18 protein-coding genes are annotated in these 21,738 nt (G+C 69.1%); 9 read left to right on the forward strand and 9 right to left on the reverse strand.

The annotated features are described in order from the left end of the window. Window positions 1-3: 3 nt before the first annotated feature. The 4 genes from fabG (at window position 4) to OO71_RS51270 (ending at window position 3,461) form a co-directional block, all read left to right on the forward strand. A complete protein-coding gene (gene fabG / locus OO71_RS17150) occupies window positions 4-744 on the forward strand; it encodes a 3-oxoacyl-ACP reductase FabG (RefSeq protein WP_033290733.1) in 741 nt (246 codons plus the stop codon). Next, window positions 741-1,955, forward strand: coding sequence for an acetyl-CoA C-acetyltransferase (locus OO71_RS17155; protein WP_033290734.1), 1,215 nt, complete (start codon window positions 741-743; stop codon window positions 1,953-1,955). The genes fabG and OO71_RS17155 overlap by 4 nt, the downstream gene beginning before the upstream one ends. A 213-nt stretch (window positions 1,956-2,168) precedes the next feature. Then, entirely contained in the window at window positions 2,169-3,266 is a 1,098-nt protein-coding gene (locus tag OO71_RS17160; RefSeq protein ID WP_033290735.1) for a glycosyltransferase family 2 protein, read from the forward strand. A gap of 27 nt (window positions 3,267-3,293) precedes the next feature. Beyond that, window positions 3,294-3,461 (forward strand): hypothetical protein, encoded by a 168-nt coding sequence (locus tag OO71_RS51270; RefSeq protein ID WP_169776542.1) that lies wholly within the window; start codon window positions 3,294-3,296, stop codon window positions 3,459-3,461. Between the two features lie 598 nt (window positions 3,462-4,059). Here OO71_RS51270 and OO71_RS17165 read toward each other — a convergent pair. Beyond that, complete coding sequence (locus OO71_RS17165; protein WP_033290736.1) at window positions 4,060-4,725, reverse strand: response regulator; 666 nt, start codon at window positions 4,723-4,725, stop codon at window positions 4,060-4,062. Continuing rightward, a complete protein-coding gene (locus OO71_RS47485) occupies window positions 4,722-6,389 on the reverse strand; it encodes a histidine kinase (RefSeq protein ID WP_051791643.1) in 1,668 nt (555 codons plus the stop codon). Before OO71_RS47485 ends, OO71_RS17165 begins: the two co-directional genes overlap by 4 nt. A 684-nt stretch (window positions 6,390-7,073) precedes the next feature. Here OO71_RS47485 and OO71_RS17175 point away from each other — a divergent pair. Continuing rightward, the gene (locus tag OO71_RS17175; protein WP_063740075.1) at window positions 7,074-8,531 is read left to right on the forward strand and encodes a DUF2079 domain-containing protein; all 1,458 of its coding nucleotides are present in this window, start codon (window positions 7,074-7,076) and stop codon (window positions 8,529-8,531) included. On the opposite strand, the gene OO71_RS17180 is transcribed toward OO71_RS17175, so the two are convergent. Both OO71_RS17180 and OO71_RS17185 read right to left on the reverse strand, forming a co-directional pair. Next, entirely contained in the window at window positions 8,471-11,161 is a 2,691-nt protein-coding gene (locus OO71_RS17180) for an alpha/beta hydrolase (protein WP_033290737.1), read from the reverse strand. The genes OO71_RS17175 and OO71_RS17180 overlap by 61 nt on opposite strands. Before the next feature lie 146 nt (window positions 11,162-11,307). Then, the gene (locus OO71_RS17185; protein ID WP_051791644.1) at window positions 11,308-12,336 is read right to left on the reverse strand and encodes a dipeptidase; all 1,029 of its coding nucleotides are present in this window, start codon (window positions 12,334-12,336) and stop codon (window positions 11,308-11,310) included. A gap of 195 nt (window positions 12,337-12,531) precedes the next feature. Between OO71_RS17185 and OO71_RS17190 the strand changes: the two genes are divergently transcribed. Next, a complete protein-coding gene (locus OO71_RS17190; protein ID WP_033290738.1) occupies window positions 12,532-13,659 on the forward strand; it encodes a mandelate racemase/muconate lactonizing enzyme family protein in 1,128 nt (375 codons plus the stop codon). 42 nt (window positions 13,660-13,701) lie between these two features. On the opposite strand, the gene OO71_RS17195 is transcribed toward OO71_RS17190, so the two are convergent. From OO71_RS17195 to OO71_RS17215, 5 genes are read right to left on the reverse strand one after another with little or no spacing between them, the layout of a single operon-like run. Further along, window positions 13,702-14,700 carry an LLM class flavin-dependent oxidoreductase gene (locus tag OO71_RS17195; RefSeq protein WP_033290739.1) on the reverse strand — a complete coding sequence of 333 codons (999 nt, stop codon included), beginning with the start codon at window positions 14,698-14,700 and terminating at the stop codon, window positions 13,702-13,704. A 22-nt stretch (window positions 14,701-14,722) separates the two neighbouring features. Next, complete coding sequence (locus OO71_RS17200) at window positions 14,723-15,487, reverse strand: amino acid ABC transporter ATP-binding protein (RefSeq protein ID WP_033290740.1); 765 nt, start codon at window positions 15,485-15,487, stop codon at window positions 14,723-14,725. Beyond that, window positions 15,484-16,419, reverse strand: a complete 936-nt coding sequence (locus tag OO71_RS17205; RefSeq protein ID WP_051791645.1) for an amino acid ABC transporter permease — start codon at window positions 16,417-16,419, stop codon at window positions 15,484-15,486. The genes OO71_RS17200 and OO71_RS17205 overlap by 4 nt, the downstream gene beginning before the upstream one ends. Continuing rightward, window positions 16,416-17,285: a transporter substrate-binding domain-containing protein gene (locus tag OO71_RS17210; RefSeq protein ID WP_033290741.1), complete on the reverse strand. Its 870-nt coding sequence runs from the start codon at window positions 17,283-17,285 to the stop codon at window positions 16,416-16,418. Before OO71_RS17210 ends, OO71_RS17205 begins: the two co-directional genes overlap by 4 nt. Window positions 17,286-17,321: 36 nt before the next feature. Then, a complete protein-coding gene (locus OO71_RS17215; RefSeq protein ID WP_033290742.1) occupies window positions 17,322-18,398 on the reverse strand; it encodes an NAD/NADP-dependent octopine/nopaline dehydrogenase family protein in 1,077 nt (358 codons plus the stop codon). 208 nt (window positions 18,399-18,606) lie between these two features. Here OO71_RS17215 and OO71_RS17220 point away from each other — a divergent pair, with 208 nt between their 5' ends. The 3 genes from OO71_RS17220 to OO71_RS17230 are packed head-to-tail and all read left to right on the forward strand — an operon-like array spanning window position 18,607 to window position 21,663. Then, window positions 18,607-19,269: a GntR family transcriptional regulator gene (locus OO71_RS17220; protein WP_051791646.1), complete on the forward strand. Its 663-nt coding sequence runs from the start codon at window positions 18,607-18,609 to the stop codon at window positions 19,267-19,269. Further along, complete coding sequence (locus tag OO71_RS17225) at window positions 19,266-20,669, forward strand: amidohydrolase (protein ID WP_033290743.1); 1,404 nt, start codon at window positions 19,266-19,268, stop codon at window positions 20,667-20,669. Before OO71_RS17220 ends, OO71_RS17225 begins: the two co-directional genes overlap by 4 nt. A gap of 10 nt (window positions 20,670-20,679) precedes the next feature. Next, complete coding sequence (locus OO71_RS17230; protein ID WP_033290744.1) at window positions 20,680-21,663, forward strand: AraC family transcriptional regulator; 984 nt, start codon at window positions 20,680-20,682, stop codon at window positions 21,661-21,663. The last annotated feature ends 75 nt before the right edge of the window (window positions 21,664-21,738 follow it).

The following is a 21,738-nucleotide window of genomic DNA, read 5'->3' on the forward strand; positions in this document are numbered from 1 at the left end:
CCCATGGCATTGCTGAAGAGCCGGACCGCAGTGGTCACCGGCGGCGCCCAGGGCATCGGCTACGCCATCGCCGAACGCTTCGTGGCCGAGGGCGCCCGCGTGGTACTGGGCGATCTCGATCTCGCTGCGACCGAAGCCGCAGTGGAGCGGCTCGGCGGTCCGGAGGTGGCGGCCGCCGTGCGCTGCAACGTGACCGAAGCGTCCGATGTGGACACTCTGCTCTCCCGCGCGGTCGACGATTTCGGTTCGCTGGACGTGGTCGTGAACAACGCGGGCATCACCCGCGACGCCACCATGCGGACGATGACCGAGGACGAGTTCGACCAGGTCGTGTCCGTGCATCTCAAGGGCACCTGGAACGGCACCCGGAAAGCAGCGGCGATCATGCGGGAACAGAAATCCGGCGCGATCGTGAACATTTCCTCGCTGTCCGGCAAGGTCGGAATGGTCGGGCAGACCAACTATTCCGCGGCCAAAGCCGGAATCGTCGGGTTGACCAAAGCCGCGGCGAAGGAAATGGCCCACCACGGCGTCCGGGTCAACGCCGTCCAGCCCGGGCTCATCCGCTCCGCAATGACCGAGGCGATGCCGGAGAAAGCGTGGGAACAGAAAATGAGCGAAATCCCGATGCGCCGCGCCGGTGAGGTCGCCGAGGTCGCGAACGTCGTGTTGTTCCTCGCCTCCGACCTGTCGTCCTACATGACCGGCACCGTCCTCGAGGTCACCGGCGGGCGGTTCATGTGAACAAGCGCGACGTCGTCATCTGCGAGCCCGTCCGCACCCCGATCGGCCGTTACGGCGGCAGCCTGCAGCCACTCAGCGCCGCGGAACTGGGCGAAGTTGCGCTGCGCGGCCTGCTCGAACGCACCGGCCTGGACCCGGCCGCGGTCGAAGACGTCATCCTCGGCCACTGCTACCCCACCGCCGAAGCCCCCGCCATCGGCCGCGTCGTCGCCCTCAACGCCGGGCTCCCGATCACCGTCCCCGGCATGCAGGTCGACCGGCGCTGCGGATCGGGCCTGCAATCCGTTCTGCAGGCGGCGATGCAGGTCGGCTCCGGGGTGAATGACCTGGTGATTGCCGGTGGCACGGAAAGCATGAGCAATGTCGCTTTTTATTCCGCGGAAATGCGCTGGGGGGTCAAAGGAAACGGCGTCACCCTGCACGACAGTCTCGCCCGCGGACGCGTGACCGCGGGCGGCCGCGATTATCCGGTACCCGGCGGAATGCTGGAAACTGCCGAAAATCTGCGTCGCGAGTACTCCATTTCCCGTGCGGAACAAGATGAACTCGCCGTTACCTCGCACCAGCGCGCAGTCGCCGCGCAACCGATCTTCGCCGAGGAAATCATTCCCGTTGCGGTGAAAACCCGCCGCGGGGAAACCGTCGTCGACACCGACGAGCACCCCCGCGCCGACGCTTCCCTGGAAACACTGGCAAAACTGCGACCGGTACTGTCCAAACAGGACCCCGAAGCGACCGTCACCGCCGGGAACGCCAGCGGCCAGAACGACGCCGCCGCAATGTGCATCGTCACCCACCCCGACCACGCCGCCCGCCTCGGCCTCCGCCCGTTGGTGCGGCTCGTGTCGTGGGCCGTCGCCGGGGTCCCGCCCCGGACGATGGGCATCGGCCCGGTCCCCGCCACCCGCGCCGCCCTCGACCGCGCCGGGCTCGGGCTGGCCGACCTCGACCTGATCGAGCTGAACGAGGCCTTCGCCGCCCAAGCCCTCGCCTGCACCCGCGAATGGGGTTTCGGCGCGAAGGACTTCGAACGCGTCAACGTTCACGGGTCCGGCATCTCGCTCGGGCACCCCGTCGGCGCCACCGGCACCCGGATCCTCGCCACGCTGGCCAGGGAGATGGTCCGCCGCGAGGCCCGCTACGGCCTCGAAACCATGTGCATCGGCGGCGGACAGGGGCTCGCCGCAATTTTCGAACGCTGGGCCGGATGAGGGCTGTTTTCCACGCAGAGTGACTGTCACGGAGCGCTACCGTTCGGGGAAACCCCAGTTCATCGCTGTCCAACCCGCACCGGCGGGTGGTTAAACTCCCCCAACAGGGTGAACTGATGATTTTCTGTGTAGCGTTCCGTGTCAACTGGCGAAGTACGGGTCGAGTGCGGTTTGCCCGGCCGCACGATGGCTCCCGACGAAGGACCTTCGCCCATGTCTGCACCCACGCTCGCCCAGCCGCGGGCCGGACGGCACCGTTCCGGCGGTCCGCGGGTCGTGGCCGTGATCCCCGCGCACGACGAAGAAGCGCAGATCGCGCAGACCATCGCCGCATTGCGCGCGCAGGACCGTAAGGTCGACGAGGTCTTCGTCGTCACCGACAACTGCACCGACGACACCGCCGCGATCGCCATGGCCGCGGGCGCACGGGTACGCGCCTCCGTGGGCAACACCCATCGGAAAGCCGGTGCACTCAACCAGCTGCTGGCCTGGCTGCTACCCCAGCTCGACGAGGACGACGTGGTCCTCGTGCAAGACGCGGATTCCACTTTGGACCCGCAGTTCGTCACCGTCGGGCTACGCCACCTGGACCGCGGCTACGGCGGCGTCGGCGGCGTCTTCCGAGGCAGCGCAGGCGGCGGCTTCGTAGGACACCTGCAGCGCAACGAGTACGCCCGCTACGCCCGAGACGTCCACCGCCTGCGCGGGAAATGCCTGGTACTGACGGGAACCGCGGCAATGTTCCGCGCCGGCACGCTGCACGAGGTAGCGGCCGCCCGCCTGGCCGGAAAACTCCCCACCGGCGACGGCTCCGGCGGAATCTACGACACGACTGTGCTGACCGAGGACAACGAACTCACCTTCGCCCTGCTGCACCTGGGCCACCGCGTGATCTCGCCCAGTGACTGCACGCTGGAAACCGAAGTCATGACCACCTGGCGAGCCCTGTGGGCGCAACGGCTGCGGTGGAAGCGCGGCGCCGTGGAGAACTGCGTCCAATATGGACTGACGCACATCACGTGGCGCTACTGGGGACGGCAGCTATTGACCATGGCCGGCGTACTGGTGACCGGCTTGTACCTGGCAGCCATCGCACTGAGCCTCACCCACGGCGGCCTGCAGGTGAACCCGGCATGGCTGGCCATCTCGTCGATTTTCGTGGTCGAGCGAGTAGTAACGGTCCGCTACCGAGGCTGGCGGCAGATGCTCCTGGCCGCGTCGATGTACGAGCTGGTCCTGGACTATTTCCTGCAAGCCTGCCACGTCAAGGCGTACGCGGACGCGCTGCTGCGCACCCGCAAGAGCTGGTGAAACCCTCCCGAGAGAAAAGAGAAACCCATGTATCAGAAGATCGGCGCCGCCTCCGCAGCCGGCGTGACCGGCGGCCTGGCCTTCACCGGAGTCAACGTGCTGTGGCTCCTGCTGGCAGGTTTCGCGCTGCTGGCCGCCGGCATCGCACTGGCCCGCATCGCCCCGACAATCCGCCGCCGGTCGACGGAGCTCTGAGGTGCCTGCCCCGGCACTGGACGCACATCCGGTGCCGGGGTATCGGTTTCCCCGCTGGGCGTCCCCGGTCGGCTGCCTGCGCTGCCGGGTCCGGTCAGCGGGCCTGCCCCAGCCTCACGGCCTGCTCACCGGAGGTCCAGTCAGCTCCCGGTGCTGCCAGGTCCGGTCAGCGAGCTTCACCAGACTCCCGGCTCACCCATCGGGGTTTCTGCTGCCCCGCTGCGTGGCGGCTCGGTCACCGGGCTTCCGGCTCACCCACCGGGCTCCCGGTTGACCTCCGGCCCTGCTGACCGGCCACCGAACCCCCGCCTGCCACCAGGTTGCTCACTCGCCGGGCTCCCCGGTTGAGTCCCTGCCTCCTCTGCCCCACCAGGCTCCTGGTCGGCTCACTCGCCGGGTCCCGGCTCACTCGCCGGGCTGCCAATCGGCTCCCTGCGCTGCCGTTTCGGTCAGCGAGCTTCCCCCGCATTTCACCGGACTTCCGGTCGACGCACTACGCCTCCAGCCCGATCAGCCGCAAGTAACCCGCCCACCGGGCTCCCGTCGGCGTCACCGACCCGCCGATTCCGCGGCAGGCCTGCCAATCCCACCGGGCAATTCACCGGCCGTCCGGCCTGACCAGCCCGCTCTCGTACGCGAACACCACCGCCTGCAGACGGTCCCGCAGGCCGAGCTTGTGCAGCATCCGGCCGAGGTGCGTCTTGACCGTCGTGACCCCGATGAACATCCGCTCGGCGATTTCGTGGTTGTGCAGCCCGCGGGCGACCAGCACGAGCACTTCCCGTTCCCGGTCGGTCAGGCGCGCGAGCCGCGGGTCGGCCACCGGAACGACCTGCCTGCTGAGGTACTGCTCCATCATCCGCTCGACGACCACCGGCGCGAGCACCCGGTCCCCCCGCAGCACCGCGCGCATCGCGACCAGCATCTCCTCCCCGCTGGCGTCCTTGAGCAGAAACCCGCCCGCACCGGCCTGCGTGGCCGCGACCACGTACTCGTCGAGGTCGAAAGTGGTCAGGACAAGGACTTTGACGTCCGGATCCGCAGCGCAGATCCGCGCCGTCGCCTCGACGCCGTCGAGTCCCGGCATGCGGATGTCCATGAGGACGAGGTCCGGACGCAGCGCCGCCGCCTGCGCGATGGCGTCCTTGCCGTCCGAGGCTTCCCCGGCGACGGTGAGGTCGTCGGCGCTGTCCACGACCATCCGGAGGCCGCCCCGCATGAGAACCTGGTCGTCACAGATGAGGACCCGGCTGGGCGCAGTCATCGGGCCTCTTTCCCATCGGGAAACGGAAACCGGGCAGCGACCACGAATCCCCCGCCGACCTGCCCCTCGGCCACGAAGCTGCCACCGAACATCAACGCACGCTCCCGCATCCCGGCAATACCGTAACCGGACCCGGCAGGTCCCGCCTGCCGGGCTTGTCCACCGGTCCCTTCGCCGGAACGCAGTCCTGGCGACCTGTCGTCCCCGACGCCCAACTCCCGCACCCGATCCTCAGCTCCCACAAGGTCTTCAGGGCGGGTCCCGCCGCCCGCACCAGCCGGTCTACGCATCTCCGCCGCCGAACCGTCCACTTCCGCGACCCGCGCGCCATCGCCGTTGATTTCAGGCACATCGGGGCCGGAACTCCCGCCATCCGCCCCACCCGCCGACGGCGCCCCTTCGCCGAGACCCCCGACGCCCGGCCCACCACCGGCACCGACCGAACGCATCCCGTCTCGGGAATCCCCGGCTTCCGGCTCGCTACTGGCACCCACCGAACTCATCCCATCGCCGGAATCCCCGGCATCCGTCCCATAACCGGCACCCACCGAACGCACCCCATCCCCGGAATCCCCAGCATCCGCCCCACCACCGGCACCCACCGAACGCACCTCGTCCCCAGGGCCTCTGCTCTCTGCCGGGCGGCCGCCGTCATTGCGGACCTCGATCAAAATCTCCCGGCCGCGGGCTCCGGAATTGCCGTAGTCCGCGGTGACCGTGCACCGCGCGCCGACCGGTGCGTGTTTGAGCACGTTGGTGAGTGCTTCCTGGACGATCCGGTGCGCCGTCATTGCCGCGCCGGGTGGTACGTCGGCGGTGTCGCCCTTGACGGTCAGCTCCGCCTCCAGTCCGGCGGCGCGGACTTGGGTGACCAGCTCGTCCAGAGTGTCCACTGTGGGCTGTGGTGCCGTGCCGGTCTCGGCTTCCCGCAGGACTCCGAGGATGCTGCGGAGTTCCGTGATCGCAGTCCGGCCGGTGACGCCGATCGTGCGCAGCGCTGCGTCGACCGCGACGGGATCGCGTGCGCCGAGCAGCCGCGCGCCTTCGGACTGCATGACCATCGTGGCCACGGCGTGCGCGACGATGTCATGCATCTCGCGGGCGATCCGCGTGCGCTCCTCGGCGACCGCGGCCCGGGCGAGGGCGTCGCGGCGTTCTTCGGCGTCGCGGGCGTGCGCGCGTGCGTCGGCGAGTTGCTGCAGCCGGATGCTGGCCGCCTCGCCCATCGCTACCGCGGCGATCAAGATGCCGGTGAGCATGAGGAAGAGGATGAGCCAGATCGTCGACCCCAGGTCGCCGGCCCAGAACACGAACAAGACTTCCGCCGCGACGACGCCGCCCCACGTCACGACCGCACGCCCGTGCAGGACGACCGAGTAGATCACGACGGCCAGCGCAAGATTCGCGGGCATCATCTTCCCGGCCAACGGCAACGGCAACAGGATCTGCACGAGCAGAGTGCCGAGTGAAACCAGCATCGCCGCAACGGGAGCCTTACGCCGCACGAAAACCGGCGCCACCAACACGACTCCCAGCACCGCGATCGCCCACTGCTTTTCCCGCGAGAAAAGCACGCTCAACACGGAAAACCCACCGAGCACGACGACGATCAGCACGTCAGTGGCCAACGGCCTTGCCCCGGTCCACTCGAAGAACCTGCGCATTGGCTACCCGCCTGCCAAAGTGGCACTGCTGCTTCGGGTGCGACGGCCGCGGCAGGCGCGTCGTGGCCCGGCGAGGGTGACGGATCGGACGGCTGGGGACCGGGCAAGGTCGGCGGCGCCGGTCTGGGGTGCGGGGCCGTCGAGGTGACCACGCCGACCCCGCGCCGGCAAGTCCGAAGTGGACGGATCCGCCGACGCACCGTTGCGGTTGCCCGCCGACTGTTCCGTGTGGACTGTCCCGGGCGGAATGGCCAGCCGGGTGGTGGGCTCGGTCATCGTTGCTCCGCGAGGGGCGGTTGGTCCGGTGGCGCTCAGGCCGGTCGCGACGTCCGGTGGCGGTGAGGCGGGTCGCGACGTCCGGTTGCGCAGGGGTCGGCAGATCAGGACCAGCCAGCCGCGCGCCGGTCGGCAGATCGGGACCAGCCAGCCGCGCGCCGGTCGGCAGAACGGGACCAGCCAGCTGCGCACCGGTCGGCAGATCGAGACCAGCCAGCCGCCCAGCAATCGGCAGGTCAGGCCCGGGTCTCGGAACCTCGGCGACGACTGCGGGCTCATGCGGGGTCCTCCTGCGGGTGGACCCTGATCCTCTTCGTGCAGGACCGGGTGCGGCCGTCGATCGGACGTTTTCCCGCCGTCGATCTTACACCGTGTTACAGGACGTAACTGCCTGACACGGAGGGGTCCATGATCGAGTCGGAAACCCGGTCTGCGGTGCCCGGTGGGGAAGCGCAGGGTGGTACTGCGCACAGCAGCAACCGTGTGGGTGGCGGTGGCCGGCGGGGGTTGCCCTATCTGGTGGCGGGGGTTGCGTTCGTCATCTATGCCGTCTGGTCGGTCACCTTGCAGCGGACCTTTCAGACCACCGGCCTCGATCTCGGGCTTTTCGAGCAGGCGGTGCGGTCCTATGCCGAGGGGCAGTGGCCGGTATCGGACCTCAAGATGCCCGGCTACCCGCTGCTCGGGGATCACTTCTCGCCCATCCTGGCCGTGCTCGCGCCGTTCTATCTGCTGTGGCCCTCGGCGGTGACGTTGCTGGTCGCGCAGGCTGCGTTGATTGCGGTGTCGGCGATTCCGGTGACCCGGGTCGCGGTCGGGGTACTCGGGCGGAATGCGGGGCTCGCGGTGGCGGCCGGGTACGTGCTGTCGGCCGGGCTCGTGCGGACGATCACCTGCGACTTCCACGAGGTCTGCTTCGCCGTGCCGCTGCTCGCGTTCGCGGTGGAGCGGCTCTACCGTCGCCAGTGGGGCGCGGCGGTCGCCTGGGCGGCGCCGCTCGTGCTCGTGAAGGAAGACCTGCCGATGACGATTGCGGCGATCGGGGTCTACCTCGTGTGGCAAGGGCAGCGGCGGCTCGGCTGGGCGACCGTCGCGGCCGGGGTGCTCACCACCGGACTGATCATGAAGGTGGTGCTTCCGGCCATCAACAGCCGCGGCGGTTACGCCTACGGGGACAAGCTTTCGCACCTCGCACCCTTCGACGGGATCGGCATGAAGCTGCTGACCCTGACCGTGCTCCTCGCGCCCACCGCATTCGTCGCGCTGCGCTCGCCACTCGTGATCCTGGTGATCCCGACCCTCGGGTGGCGGATGATCTCGGACTTCACCTTCTACTGGACTCCCTCGTTCTACTACGACGCCGTGCTCATCCCCATCGTCTTCCTCGCCGCCCTCGACGGCATCACCCGCATGCGGCGGCCGTGGCCACGCCGGGCCGTGCCGATCTGCGCAGTGGTCGCGGCGATCGGCGCGACGACCGTCTGGATGGTGCACGACAACCAGCCGCGCTGGACCACTGCGCAGCAGGCTGCCGCGGACCAGATCCTCACCCGCATCCCGGACGGCGCCACCGTCGCCGCGGCCAACCGGCTGGCGCCGCACCTGACGAGCAGGCACCGCGTGCTCTTCTACCCGACCTACCCCAACCAGGCCGAACGTCCGGAGTGGATTGCCGCGACCAAACCGGAGAAAGCCTGGCCGCTGAGCGTGTCCGAGCAGGCCGACCTCCTCAAGCGGCTGCAGGAAACGGACTACACCATGGTCGCCGAGAACAGCACTGTCCTGCTGCTGCAACGGAAAACCGATCAACCGGCGTCGGTGACCGTGCCGGTGACGTCGACCTCGGGACTCACCTCCTCCGGATAGCTGGTGACATGCAGTTTCACGTGCTTGGCGGGATCGGCACCGGCGTGCCGCAGGGTCGGCAGGACCAGGTCCACGCTCGACGATCCCGCCGGGATGACCGCGTCGAACTGCAGCCCGTCCGACAGCTTCTCCGCGGGCAACGGGGCGCGGCGGAACCGCTTCAGCCACTCCGGGTCGACGTCCGTGGTGAGCAGTTCCGGCCCCGACGCGGGCACCATCGCCGTCGCGATGATCGGGACCTCCGCGTCGGCCACCTCGGACAGGGCCACGTGCCAGGTGAGCGCTCCGCCTTCGGCCACCGACACGCTCGCCGGGCTGACCGTGACCTTCGGCGGCCGATCGTCGTTCCGCACGTTCACGTCGCCCTCGTACGCCCCCACCACAACGCCGCGGGTGGCTTTGACATCGGCGAATATCCGGTAGTCCGAGCTCCACCGGGTGTTGCCGGTGATCGTGGCCGGGATGTCGACGGTGTGTTGCCCAGGCGCAAGCGAGACCTCCTGGTACGTCCACTCCTCCCCGGCCTGCGGCGTCGAAGCTGCCCGGAAGACCCGCAGGTCACCACCACCGTCCCCGGTGACGGTGACCGGGATCCGGTACGTCTTCTCGCCGGAATCGCCCTCGTCCACCGAAATGGTGCCCAGGTCCACGCGGGTCAACGGCGCCGGATCCGGGTCCGGCAGGCCCGGCCGCCAGGTGTACGCGTCCAGCAGCCACGCCTCGGCACCGGCCGTGCGGGACACGAACTCCAAACCGGCCAGATCGAGATGCGGCGGCAGCGGCACCCGGACCTCCTGACCCCAGTACGAGAACGCCCTTTCCCTCCCCGGCAACCCGGTGACCGTGACCGAACCGAGCGCGGTCCGCCTGCCGCCGGGATCGACGGCCGCCACCTCGTACGACTGGGCAGGAGCGCTCTGCGGCGCGATGATCCGCATCGTCAGCGCTCGTGCGCCGGCGGCGGGAACCGGGCCGGGCAACCGGATCACCGCGGGGCCACCGCCGCGCAGGTGCACTGCCGTCCGGGTGGGATCGGGCGCCGTACTGAGGCCGACGAAGTGCGGAGACTTGAGGCCCACCTCGTCGCTGAGACACCGTTTCTCCGGACCGAGATTCCCCGGACCCGGTTTCTCCGGACCGACCTGCCGGCACACGTCCGCGCTGCCGCTCACCTGAGTGGCCGATCCCGGGACCAGAACCGGCTTCCGCGCGCCACCCAAAGCATGGCTGAACACGTGCGCCGGATCGGCGGACGGCGCTCGTACACCCGAACCGTCAAGCAACGGCTGTACCCGCAGATCGTGCTCCTGGAACAGATGTGCGGCCGCCGCGACGTAGGTGGCACCGACGGCGCGCTGTTGTGCGTCGGTGAGGCGCCCCGCCGCGCCGGGTGAGCAGTTCGGGTCGGGTTTCTCGGGCCGCATGTCGTCGTGGGCCGGCGCCACGGCCAGGCCCGGGGTCCACTCGGCGTTGAAGTAGTTGTGGTTCGCGCCGCCGATGTAGAGCGCGCTGTGCAATGCCTTGTCCCGGCTGACGCCGCGGGCCGCGTCGATGTATTGCTGTCCCTGCAGATCCGCGACATCCCCGTCGCACGCCGGAAGGAGCGTGACCGACGGTACGTCCGGCGCCGGGTTCATCCCGAACGCCGTGGGCGCGATCAAGACGGTGCCCCGGATCTTCCACCGGACCGGGCCGGTGAACCCGGTGTCCCCCGGCGGCGGGTACAGGCTGTCCAGCGCCGCCCGGTTCACCCCTTCCCCTCCCCGGGAATGCCCGGCCAGCAGGACGTTCGACAGATCGGCGATCGGCGCGTCCCGCACGATCCCCGGCGCCGACGGGCGTGCGCCACCCGACCAGTCCGCCCACCGCGCGAGATGCCGCCGAACGAGCGAGGACCGCGCTTGCGCACCCCCGTCCTGCACCGCGAAGTCGAGCGCATTGATGGCGTTCGCGGCGATCGACACCGTGACATATCCCTGTGACGCCAGCAGTTCCTGCGTCTGCAGGTAACCGCGATGGCTCGGGATCGGCAGGCTGCCCACCGGGCACGGCCACGTAGTGGGGACGTCGGGCTTGTCCGGGTAGTAGCACGGCGCATGCCTGCCGTGCAGGAACAGCACCAGCGGCCGGACACCGACCGCATGCTTGGGCGCCACCACGACGCCCTGCATCTCGATCGGCCCGTCAAGCCCCGGCAGCCGCACCGGATCGAGCGAGTACTCGCCCTTGATCGTCTCGTAGTGCCCCGGTTTACCCGGATCTGTGGCACTCGCGGGCAAACCCGGCGGCACCGCCGGTACCTGATTCGACGTCGCCGCCGGCGGGGGTTGCCGCGGCTGGCCGCCGACCCGCGCCTCCAGCCCACGTACGTCCCGGATCCCGGCTGCAGGCAACGAAAACGTGCGCTGGTCCTGCGCCGGCTGCGCCCGGCCGAGCAGCCTGCCGCCGGACCAGAACTCCACCCCGGCATCGCCGAACAGCGGCTTCGGCGCCGTCCAGACCACCTTGCCACCGGTCACCTGCCACTCCGGCGGCCCCGGCGGAGGGGACGGCGCAGCAGCAGCGGGCTGGACCATTGCCAGCACCAGCAACACTGCCATCACCACCGACGGCACGAACCTCGACCCCATCTGGGTGCTCCCTCCCCGGACACTCAGTCCTTTCTACCGGCTCCGGCGCCCGCCCGACCAGTGATCGATCCGGGCACCACGCCATCGGGGTAGACGCGCCACCTCCGTTTCAGGTTCTCGATCCGCGAAATTGCCCCAGAAAAGTTTCAACTGCCCCACACCGCACCGAAAACGCGCAGGAAGTTGCCGCCCAGAATGCCCTTCATCTCCTCGGAAGTGAACCCGCTCGCGGCGATGGCCTCGGTGACCGCCGGAAGGTTGAGCACACTCGAACCCCCTCGGGCACAACGGGTTTCGTAGGTGTACCAGTCCCCCATCCGACCCGTCACCGACTGGTACCGGCCGGACCCGCGGCTCGAGTTCCGGGTCCACTCCTCGAGGTCCGCACTCTCGTTGTGGTCCGTCCCGATGCCGACGTGCTCCGGCCCGATCAGGTCGGCGACGTACTTGACGTGCGTGACGAAATCGCCGACGTCCGGCCACCGGTCGAACCGAAGCATCGGCGACCACAACGCCAGCCCGATCACGCCGCCCCGCGCGGCGAGCGCACGCAGATGTCCGTCGGTTTTGTTGCGCGGGCTCGGATGCAGCGCCCGCGCGTTCGCATGGGTGATGACCACCGGGTGCGCGGACGCGTCGATCGCCTCCCGCGTGGTGCGATCACCGCAATGCGAGATGTCGACGACCATCCGCAGCCGGTTCATCTCCTCGATCGCGTCGCGCCCGGCCACGCTCAGCCCGGCGTCCGCAGGCTCGGCCGCGCCGTCGCCGTAAAGGTTGCGCTCGTTGTAGGTAAGCTGGCAGATCCGCACGTTCAGCTCCGACAGCACCCGGATCGCGAACTTCCCCGGATGCGCCGGACGCAGGTTCTGCGGGCCGAGGATCACCGCGACCCGTCCGGTCCGCTTCGCCTCGGCGATGTCCGCCACGCGGCGGACCAGCAGCAGCCGGTCGGCGTGCCGCTCGATCACCTCCAGCCCCGCGGCGATTTCCGCCAGCGCGGCCTCGAATTCCGCGTGTGGACTGCACACCGTCCAGTTGACCGCCGTGACGCCCGCCGCCGTCATCCGCTCGATCTGCGCCTCGTCCATCCGCGGCGCGATCGAAGCGTCGACGACGATTGCGTCCCGATAGAGGTCCGTCGTGCTGACCGTTTCCTGTGCACTGACTGCCATCGTGCGCTCCTTCTGCGATCGACACCCGAGCCAGCCGTGAAGATCCGCGGCGAACACTTCCGCGACACTCGGCCGCCACCTAATATGTTAGTTGAATCCTAGGTGTATTTCTCCTAGAGTGCAAGAACTTCCCCCGCTGCATGGACCGCACCCGCGGTCCATGCCCGCATTCCGGCACGAGAGGCAGGATCACGCATGAAGATCGTCGGAGCCCGTCTGCACCTGACCCGGATCCCCACGAGCCGCAGCCACAAGATGGCGATCGGCACCACGCGGTACCAGGAATCGGTGTTCCTCGAGGTGCGCACCGACGAGGGGGTGTCCGGCTGGGGCGAGGCACCGCACATGGTCGGGCATTCGCACGCCGGCGAAACCCAGGACACTGTCGCCCTGCAGCTGCGCGACCGGCTGGTACCGGCCGTCCTCGGCAAAGACCCTTTCGCCATCGAAGAAGTCCGGGCGGTCATGGACAGGACGCTGCCCCGGAACCCGCGCGCGAAAAGTGCCGTCGAGATGGCGTTGTACGACCTGGCCGGCACCGCGCTCGGCGTGCCGGTGTACCAGCTGCTCGGCGGGCTCGTGCGGCCCGGAATCCCGCTGAGCTGGTCGCTCGGCATCATGCCGCTCGCCGAACTCTGTGCGGAGGCGGAGAAAATGGTTGCCCGCGGCTTCACGATCCTGAAGGTGAAGGTCGGTGCACGGGACAACGTCGACGACGACATCGCGGCCTTCGAGGCAGTGCGCGAGACCGTCGGCCCGGACGTCCGGATCCGCGCCGACGCCAACCAGGGTTACCAGGTCGGCGAGGCCGTCCGCGCAACACTCGCGATGGAGGAGTACGGCATCGAGTTCATGGAACAACCCGTGCACGCCGACGATCTCGCCGGGATGGCCGAGGTCCGCACGCGCGTCACCACGGAGATCATGGCCGACGAATCGGCCAACAGCCCGGAAGAAGTCCACCGCGTGGCCGAGGCCCGGGCCGCGTCGCTGATCAGCGTGTACATCAACACCGGCGGCGGAATTTCGGCGGCCAAGCGGATGACCCACGTCGCCGAGGCGGCCGGGCTCCGCTGTTACGTCGGCGGGGCGCTCGAAGGCCCGGTCGCTGCGCGGGCGTGCCTGCACTTCGGCTGCTCGAGCCCCAGCGTGACGATGGGCGGCGAGCAGGCGGCCCAATTCCTGCTGACCGCGGAACTCGGGAGGGAACCGATCGAATTCACCGGCGGACAGCTGATGGTCCCGCACACGCCCGGCCTCGGCGCCGCAGTGGACCCGGAAGTGCTTGCCGCCCACGAAATCGGCACCTTCACCGTGAGCTGAACCACGAGGGGGACGCGCCGCCGAGCGCGTCCCCCGAAATACTCACCGGAAGTGCCGGACAATCTCCCGGGCAAAAACTTCGAGCTGAACCCGATACTCATCCAGCCCACGATCATAAGGCAGCAGAACGGAAACCTGGCTCACCCCCACCTCGGCCAAGTACGAGATCCGCCGTCGGCAATAATCCGCGTCACCGATCACCGCGAAGGCATCGACACACTCGTCAGTGACAAAAGCACCGGCCGACCCACTCCCACGGTACGCTTCCTTGATCGCCGCCGCAGCAACGCATGGAACCCCGATCCGGCGCAACGCACTGTCCGGCGCGTTCGCGATGATGTGCGCAATCTGACCCCGGTACTTACCCAGGCTGCGCGCCCGGTCCTTGGTCACCTCGACCACCGTCCACGCCACCAGATCCAGCTCCGCCATCGACCGGCCGACGTCCGCCGCACCCTTCGCCACCTGCTCCAACGCATACCGGTACCCGGATTCGGTGGCGATACTGCCGACGATCACCCCATCGGCAACGCGGCCCGCCGCCCGCAGCATTTTCGGCCCCCGCCCGGCCAGGTACAGGGGGATGGGACGAGGCACCTCGAACCCGAGCCGGACATCGTGATACGTGTAATGCTCGCCGTCGACTGCCAACGTCTCGCCGCGCAGCAACGCCCGCACCGCAGCCGCCATCTCCTCGCATCGGGCCACCACAAAGGAATCCTGGAGCTCCAGCGCGCGCACCACCTCCTTCGGATTACCCGCCCCGATCCCGAACACGGTCCGGCCCGGGGCGAACTCCTCCGCGGTCGCGATGGCCCGGGCGGCGATCGCGGGATGTCGCGTGTACGGGTTGGTGACGCCGAGCCCCAGCGTGATCGAACTCGTCGCCGATCCCATCGCGGCCAGCAGGACGTACGGGTCGCGCAGGAACGTCTGGTCCGGGACCCACGCGTGGTCGAACCCCATTCCCTCGGCCGCGCGCACCAGCTCCACGTGCTCGCGGTACGGATTCGTCGGATGGTGCGAAAAGCCGAATTTCACCCGGTCTCCTCGGGGCAGCAGGTCAGTTGAACCGCGAAAGGAACGCCGCGAGTCCCGGATGCCCGGGATCACGCAGCACCTCGCCGGGGGTGCCGGTGACGGCGATCCGGCCGTTTTCCATGAACACCACCGAATCCGCGACCTCACGGGCGAAGGCGAGTTCGTGCGTCACCACCATCATGGTCATCCCTTCACCCGCCAGCCGCCGCATCACCTGCAGGACCTCGCCGACGAGTTCCGGGTCGAGCGCCGACGTCGGCTCGTCGAACAGCATGAGCTTCGGCGACATCGCCAGCGCACGGGCGATCGCGACGCGCTGCTGCTGACCGCCGGACAACCGCCGCGGGTACATCTCCGCCTGCGGCCCCAGCCCGACCTGGTCGAGCAGCTCACGGGCTCGCGCGACCGCGTCCGCGCGCGGCATCCCGCGCACCCGCATCGGCGCCTCGATCACGTTGTCCAGCACCGTCATGTGCGGAAACAGATTGAACTGCTGGAAAACCATGCCCGCCTCCGACCGCATCCGCGCGACCTCCCGGTCCGGCCGCTCGCGCAACTTCCGGCGGCCGCGCCGGTACCCGACGAGCTCGCCGTCGATCCGGATCCAGCCCGCGTCGATCCGCTCGAGGTGGTTCACGCTGCGCAGCAACGTGGTCTTGCCCGAACCGGACCGGCCGAGCACACACGTCACCTCCCCTCGGCGGACCTGCATGCTCACTCCATTGAGGACGGACACCGAGCCGTAGCCCTTGTGCACGTCGTGGATTTCCACCAGTACGTCGCTCATCGGGCACCCCCGGCCGAACGCAGCGACCGGCGGGCCCGCGCCGGACGGATTGCCCCGCGATCGAACCCACGCCCGAACCGCCGCTCCAGCCACGACTGTCCGGCCATCAGCACCGTGGTGATCGCCAGGTACCACAGCGACGCGACGAGCAGCAGCGGGATCGGCTTGAAGTTCTGCGAGTAGACCTGCTCGGCGTTGTACAGCAGGTCGCCGAGCCCGAGCACGCTGACCAGCGACGTGTACTTCAGCAAGCCGATCGTGCGGCTGGACGTCGGCGGCACGATCAGCCGGGCGGCCTGCGGCAGGATCACCCGCCGGAACGTGTGCCACCGCGACATCCCGAGCGCCCGAGCGGCCTCGCTCTGCCCGCGATCGACGCCGGAAATGCCCGCACGGATGATCTCCGCCATGTACGCCGCTTCATGCAGCCCGAGCCCGAGCACCGCCGCTACCATCGCGGTGATCACCGTGTTCGCCTCGACCTCGAACAGTGGCGGCAGGAACACGATGTGCAGCGACAGCTTCGGGTACACGGCCGCGATGTTGTAGAACAGCAGCAGCTGCACCAGCATCGGCGTGCCTTGGAAGAGCCACACGAACCCGGTGCTGAGCGCGACGAGCACCGGATTCGACGACATCCGCATCACCGCCAGGACCGCGCCGAGCACGATCGCGATCAGCATGCAGACCACGGTGAGGATCGCGGTGATGCGCACGCCGTCCAGGATGGTGTCGCTGAAGAGGTAGCTGCCGAACATGTCCCATTCGAACCGCGGGTTGGTGGCCGCGGACCGGACGAACGACACGAGCAGCACCACCAGCACCACCACGCTGACCCATCGCCAGACGTGGTACCGGCGCGCGACCCGGTCCGCGGAGTCCGCGTCGGAGGTCACCGGCACCTCCGGCGCGTGCACGACGGGGCCGCTCATGACTCCGCCACGTCGACCATCGGCTTGTCGATGGCGAAGCCGGAGACGTTCCACTTGGCCATGATCCTGCCGTATGCGCCGGATTTGACGACCTGCTGGAACGCCGCCTTCAACGCGTCGATCAGTTTTGTGCTGTCCCGCGCGATTCCCATGCTGTAGTACGCCGGATCGACCTGGCTGCCGAGCACCTTGACGCCGCTGGTGTGGCTGACCAGGTAGGCCAGGCTGATCGCGCCGGACGGGACGAACTCGACGCGCCCGCTGCGCAGGGCCAGCTCACTCGCGGCCGTGCTGGGGTACGACGCGATCCGGTACGCCGGCTGTCCCTTCGATTCGCAGTTCGTCTTGGACAGCGCTGGCATCCGGGCGGCGTCGACGCTGCCGTTGTTGACCCCGATCGACGCCCCGCACGGCGGCACTTCGGGTCCATTGTAGTCGGCGCGCACCAGGTACTGGCGGCCTTCCTGGTACAGGGCAAGGAAAGACGCCGCCTGTTCGCGCTGTTTCGTGTCCGCGAAGATGATGCCCGCGTCGTACCTGCGCGAGGACACCCCGGTGAGGATCGAGGCCAGCTGGGTATGCGTCCACTCCACCTTGATCTTCAGCTCCGCCGCCATCGCCTCGATGATCTCCGGGACGAATCCGGTCATGGTTTTCTTGTCGTCGGCGAGGAAATTCACCGGTACGTACGTGGTGCCAGTGCCGACCACCAGCACGCCTTTCGAGCTGACCTCCTCGGGCAGGAGATCGTGCAGGGTACCCGTGGATCCGCCGGGCGCCGCGGCAGGCCCGCCGCCGCAGGCCGTGACCGCCAGCGCTACGGCGATGCCACCGGCGAGGAGCCGGTACTTCCGGAGTCTGCTCATCCTGACTCTCCCATCGTGGTCGTGGTGCATCAGCCGCTACCGGTCCCCGGTGCGCAGGTAGGCCGGTACCGCCGCGCGGTCCAGCCCGGCGAGCCCGAGCGCGGCCAGAGAACGTCCGCGCTGTTCGAAATCCGTCTGTTTCACAACGGAAAGGAGCCGGTTGATGCCGTCCGAAACGGGGGTGGGCACCCCGGCCAGCCGCCCTAGGGACGCGTAGAGGACCGTCCCGTACGGCACGTCTTCGTCGATGTAGCGGTCCCAGATCCGGTCGCGGTACCCGGCCCCGAAGTTCTCGCCCGGGCTGCGGTACACGCCCGCGCCTGTGCCGGCCAGCTCGTAGAACCGGTCGATGGGCAGCACTTCGAGGCCCAATGCCTGCTGCAGCGCCATTTTCTCGGCGTCCACCGCGTCGAGCACGCGCAGCACGCCCTCGGTCATCCCTTCGTTGATGAGCGAGAGCTCGCCGCGCGACCGCTCGACCTCGGCGTAGTTGAGCAGCATCGGCGCCGGGTGGATCAGGAAGTTCGGGTTGTTGACAGCGGGATCGAGCGCCGTCGGCGTGACCGTGACGGCGAAAAGCTGCGCCAGCTCGTCTGCGATCCGTTCGGTGTTGATCCCGGGGAACGCCCCGAATCGCGTGGTGGCATGCAGTTTCACCCGTACTGACGCGGGGCCGGTCATGCGGGCGGACAGCGGCGGGGTCGCGGTCTCGCCGAACGCCAGATCGTCGTACCCACGGCCGGATTCCCTTGCCCGGCAAGCCGCTTCGAGCGAGGCGCCCGAGCCGCTGAGGAACACCACGCGCGTACCCGCGCCGAGGTGCGGCAGGGTGGTGAGAAACGCGTCGAGGTGGGCGAACGCGGGCAGCGCGTACAGCACCAGCGACGCGTCGCGGACTGCTTGCCCGAGGTCGGTGGTCAATTCCGGCAGGGGCACGAACCCCGGGTCGAGATCACCGTCGACCTCGACGCCGCCGCGCTGCCGGATCGGGCCGAGCCGTTCCGGCGATCGGTTGCCCACCACGCATTTCCGGCCCCGGCCGACCAGCAGCGCGGCGAGCGAAAGCGCCACCGGACCGGCTCCGACCACGGCGATATCGGCCGAACTCGACATCCACGGACTCCTCTGCGAAATCGCGGGGTGATCCGACACCCTCACCCGATGGACACCGCGCGGGCAGGACGCCGGGCGGCCGGTCGCGGCCGGGGGGTATGGCACCCGGTTGCGTCCGGGCCGCCCACCCGGTCGGCAAGCTGTACTCGAACTGTCGGCAGCTAATATGAGAGTTGTATGTTAGTCGGGTACGCCCTATAGTCAAGGGGTGGATGCAGATCAGCCGCAGCGAGAGCTGGCTTATCAGCGGCTCCGCCGCAAGATTCAAGACCAGGAAATCCTGCCGGGCACGATGCTCAGCCAGCTGGTGCTGGCCGATCAGCTCGGCGTGGGCCGCACTCCGATGCGGGAAGCCATGCAGCGCCTGGAGTACGACGGGATGCTGGTCGCGCTGCCGCAGCGGGGCTGGATGGTCCGTACGATGAGCCCGCGTGACATCGAAGAGACGTACGTGATCCGCACCCGGCTGGAAACGCTCGCGGCCCGGCGCGCGGCCACCCTCGGCAGCCCGGAGCAGGTCGCCGAGCTACGCGGGCTCGTCGAGGCGCAAGGCGAGGCGTTCGCCGCAGGGCAGTCGATCGACAAGCAGCGCAGCCTCGACCGCGCGTTCCACCGCAAGATCTGGGAGCTGGCCGACAGCCCCCGGCTCGAGCAGATGCTGTCACAGCTGGTGGACACCGCGATCCTGGATCCGTTGCAGCAGCGGGTGATCACTCAACCCGGCACGCTGCGCGCGTCGGTGGCCGCGCACGACGATATCTGCCAGGCCATCGAGAGCGGCGACGCGGACGAGGCCGAACGGCGGCTGGCCGCACACAGCGCGGACTACTGGGAATCGGCCATCCGGCTGCTGTCCGAGCGCACCCAATGAACGAGCAGTACCAGCAAGAGTTCACCGCACTGAGCGACCGGATCTGGGCCCGGCCCGAGCTGCGGTGGGCCGAGCACTACGCGGTGGAGGCGCAGATCGAGGTCGCCGAAGCACACGGGCTCACGGTCACCCGCGAGATCGGCGGGATCCCCACCGCGTTCAGCGCCGACCGCGGCCACGGCGGCCCGGTCATCGCCTTCCTCGGCGAATTCGATGCGCTCGCCGGGCTCAACCAGGCGGCGGGTTCGCCCGTCCGCGAGCCCGAACCGGCGAACCCCGGCGACTGCGGGCACGGCTGCGGTCACCACCTCCTCGGCACCGCGTCACTGCTCGCGACAGTCCTCACCGCCGAGTACCTGGAAGCGCACGATCTTCCCGGAACGGTCCGGTATTTCGGCTGTCCCGCGGAAGAAGCTTCGGCAGGCAAAGCATTCATGGTGGCACGCGGGGCATTCGACGGCGTCGACGCCGCGTTCACGTGGCATCCGGCGGCCGTCACCCGCGTCGCGCAGCGGCACACCCTCGCCTACTGCCAGGCGTACTTCCACTTCACCGGCCGCGCATCGCACGCCGGCGGCTCGCCCGAGCTCGGCCGCAGCGCGCTCGACGCGGTCGAGCTGATGAACGTCGGCGTCAACTTCCTGCGTGAGCACATGCCCGGCTCCGCACGGGTGCATTACGCGATCCTCGACGCCGGTGGCGTGTCGCCGAATGTCGTACCGGCGCATGCCTCGGTGTATTACGTCGTCCGTGCCCAGACGGTCGCCGAAATGCGTGCCCTTTACGACCGGGTACGCAAGATCGCGGAGGGCGCGGCGCTCATGACGGAAACCGAGGTGGCGATCGACTACGACGGCGGCTGCTCCGAACTGCTCGCCAACGACGTCCTTGACCGGGCGATGTCCGAGGTACTGCAGAAACTCGGTCCGGTCCCGTTCGACGATGCCGACCGGCGCACCGCGGCCGCCTTCCTCCCCGGCCCGGCCGAGGTGGCCGCGGCCCGGCGAGCGGCGGAGATCGACCCGGCCGACCCGAGCCCGCTGCACGACGGCGTCGTGCCGTTCCGCGAAAACGGTGACCGGCCGATCGCCGGGACGTCCACCGATGTCGGCGACGTCAGCTGGACGGTCCCGACCGCGCAGTGTCACATCGCCTGCGACGCGCTCGCCACCCCGGCGCACTCGTGGCAACGTGTCGCACAAGGCAAACTTCCCGCTGCGCACAAGGGAATGCTGCACGCGGCCAAGGTCATGGCCGGTACGGCGGTCGCCGCGTTCACCGACCCATCGCTGCTCGCCGCCGCCCGCGCAGAGTTCGACGAGCGGCTGCGGGGCATGCCGTACGACAGTCCACTCCCCGACGGGCTGCTCCCGCCGCCATTGCGGGCTGCCCCTTCCTGACCGGCTTACCATGGAGTACGTGGCGACCCTCGAGCGGTACTCCGTGCTGCACACCGCCGACCTGGAGCAATTCCGGGCGACGGTGGCGCGCTACCTCACGCCGCACCGGCTCGCGCCCACGCGGCGGGAGACCCGGCTGGAGACCGACCTCGCGATGGCCGACCTCGGCGCCGTCACCCTCGTGTACGGCCGGAATGCCGGCGCCGAGCTGCGGGTCCAGCTCACCGAACAGGTCGGCTACTACGACGTCAACCTCGCGTTCGGCGGCACCAACCTGCTGCAGGCGGATCGTGACGAGGTGTACGTCGACGAGACGACCGCGGGCATCCTCTCCCCCGGCATGGTCGCCCGGATGGAGCTCAGTGACGGGTACCGCCAGCTGCACGTCCGCGTCGAACGGCACGCGCTGGAGCGGCACCTCGAAGAGCTGCTCGACCGGCCGATCGCGGCCCCGATCCGGTTCGCACCCGGCATGGACCTGTCACGCCCGGCGGCCGCGTCCTGGGCACAGGCCGTGCGGCTGCTCGTACACGACCTCGACCAGCCGGCCGGGTTGGCCGCCGCTGGCCGCGACAACCCGTGGTCGCGGTTCCTGATGACCGGGCTTCTGCTCGCGCAACCGCACAACTACCGCGACGAGCTGGCACAGCGGCAGACGAGCCCGCGCCGGTCCGGGCCGGTCAAGCGGGCGGTCGAGCTGATCGAGCGGGACCCGTCGGCCGAGCTGTCCGTCGAACGGCTCGCGCTCGAAGCCGGGACCACGCCGCGGTCGCTGCAACGGCATTTCAAGGAGTACGTCGGCTGCAGCCCGCGCGAGTACGTGCAGAGCATCCGCCTCGCCCGCGCGCACTCCGACCTCCAGGCGGCCCCGCCTGGTACAACGGTCACCGACATCGCGCTGAAGTGGGGTTTCGGTCACGTGCCGCGGTTCGCCGGGGCGTACCAGGCGCGGTATGGCGTCCGGCCGTCCGAGACGCTGAAGTCTTGTCGCTAGGCGGATGGTCCGGTCGCTTGCCGGATCGGCGCACGCGCCATTCGTTCCTACGCTCGTCCCACGGGTCCCTTCCCG

This window comes from Amycolatopsis jejuensis (assembly GCF_000717335.1).
Taxonomy (GTDB): domain Bacteria; phylum Actinomycetota; class Actinomycetes; order Mycobacteriales; family Pseudonocardiaceae; genus Amycolatopsis; species Amycolatopsis jejuensis.

Coding starts and splice junctions, on each gene's coding strand:
- OO71_RS17165 (WP_033290736.1), bottom strand. CDS start 4,725: ATGACTGCGCCCAGCCGGGTCCTCATCTGTGACGACCAGGTTCTCATG.
- OO71_RS17210 (WP_033290741.1), bottom strand. CDS start 17,285: ATGAGCAGACTCCGGAAGTACCGGCTCCTCGCCGGTGGCATCGCCGTA.
- OO71_RS17175 (WP_063740075.1), top strand. CDS start 7,074: ATGATCGAGTCGGAAACCCGGTCTGCGGTGCCCGGTGGGGAAGCGCAG.
- OO71_RS17185 (WP_051791644.1), bottom strand. CDS start 12,336: ATGGCAGTCAGTGCACAGGAAACGGTCAGCACGACGGACCTCTATCGG.
- OO71_RS17225 (WP_033290743.1), top strand. CDS start 19,266: ATGAACGAGCAGTACCAGCAAGAGTTCACCGCACTGAGCGACCGGATC.
- OO71_RS17160 (WP_033290735.1), top strand. CDS start 2,169: ATGTCTGCACCCACGCTCGCCCAGCCGCGGGCCGGACGGCACCGTTCC.
- OO71_RS17230 (WP_033290744.1), top strand. CDS start 20,680: ATGGAGTACGTGGCGACCCTCGAGCGGTACTCCGTGCTGCACACCGCC.
- OO71_RS17200 (WP_033290740.1), bottom strand. CDS start 15,487: ATGAGCGACGTACTGGTGGAAATCCACGACGTGCACAAGGGCTACGGC.
- OO71_RS17190 (WP_033290738.1), top strand. CDS start 12,532: ATGAAGATCGTCGGAGCCCGTCTGCACCTGACCCGGATCCCCACGAGC.
- OO71_RS17205 (WP_051791645.1), bottom strand. CDS start 16,419: ATGAGCGGCCCCGTCGTGCACGCGCCGGAGGTGCCGGTGACCTCCGAC.
- OO71_RS17215 (WP_033290742.1), bottom strand. CDS start 18,398: ATGTCGAGTTCGGCCGATATCGCCGTGGTCGGAGCCGGTCCGGTGGCG.
- OO71_RS51270 (WP_169776542.1), top strand. CDS start 3,294: ATGTATCAGAAGATCGGCGCCGCCTCCGCAGCCGGCGTGACCGGCGGC.
- OO71_RS47485 (WP_051791643.1), bottom strand. CDS start 6,389: ATGCGCAGGTTCTTCGAGTGGACCGGGGCAAGGCCGTTGGCCACTGAC.
- fabG (WP_033290733.1), top strand. CDS start 4: ATGGCATTGCTGAAGAGCCGGACCGCAGTGGTCACCGGCGGCGCCCAG.
- OO71_RS17180 (WP_033290737.1), bottom strand. CDS start 11,161: ATGGGGTCGAGGTTCGTGCCGTCGGTGGTGATGGCAGTGTTGCTGGTG.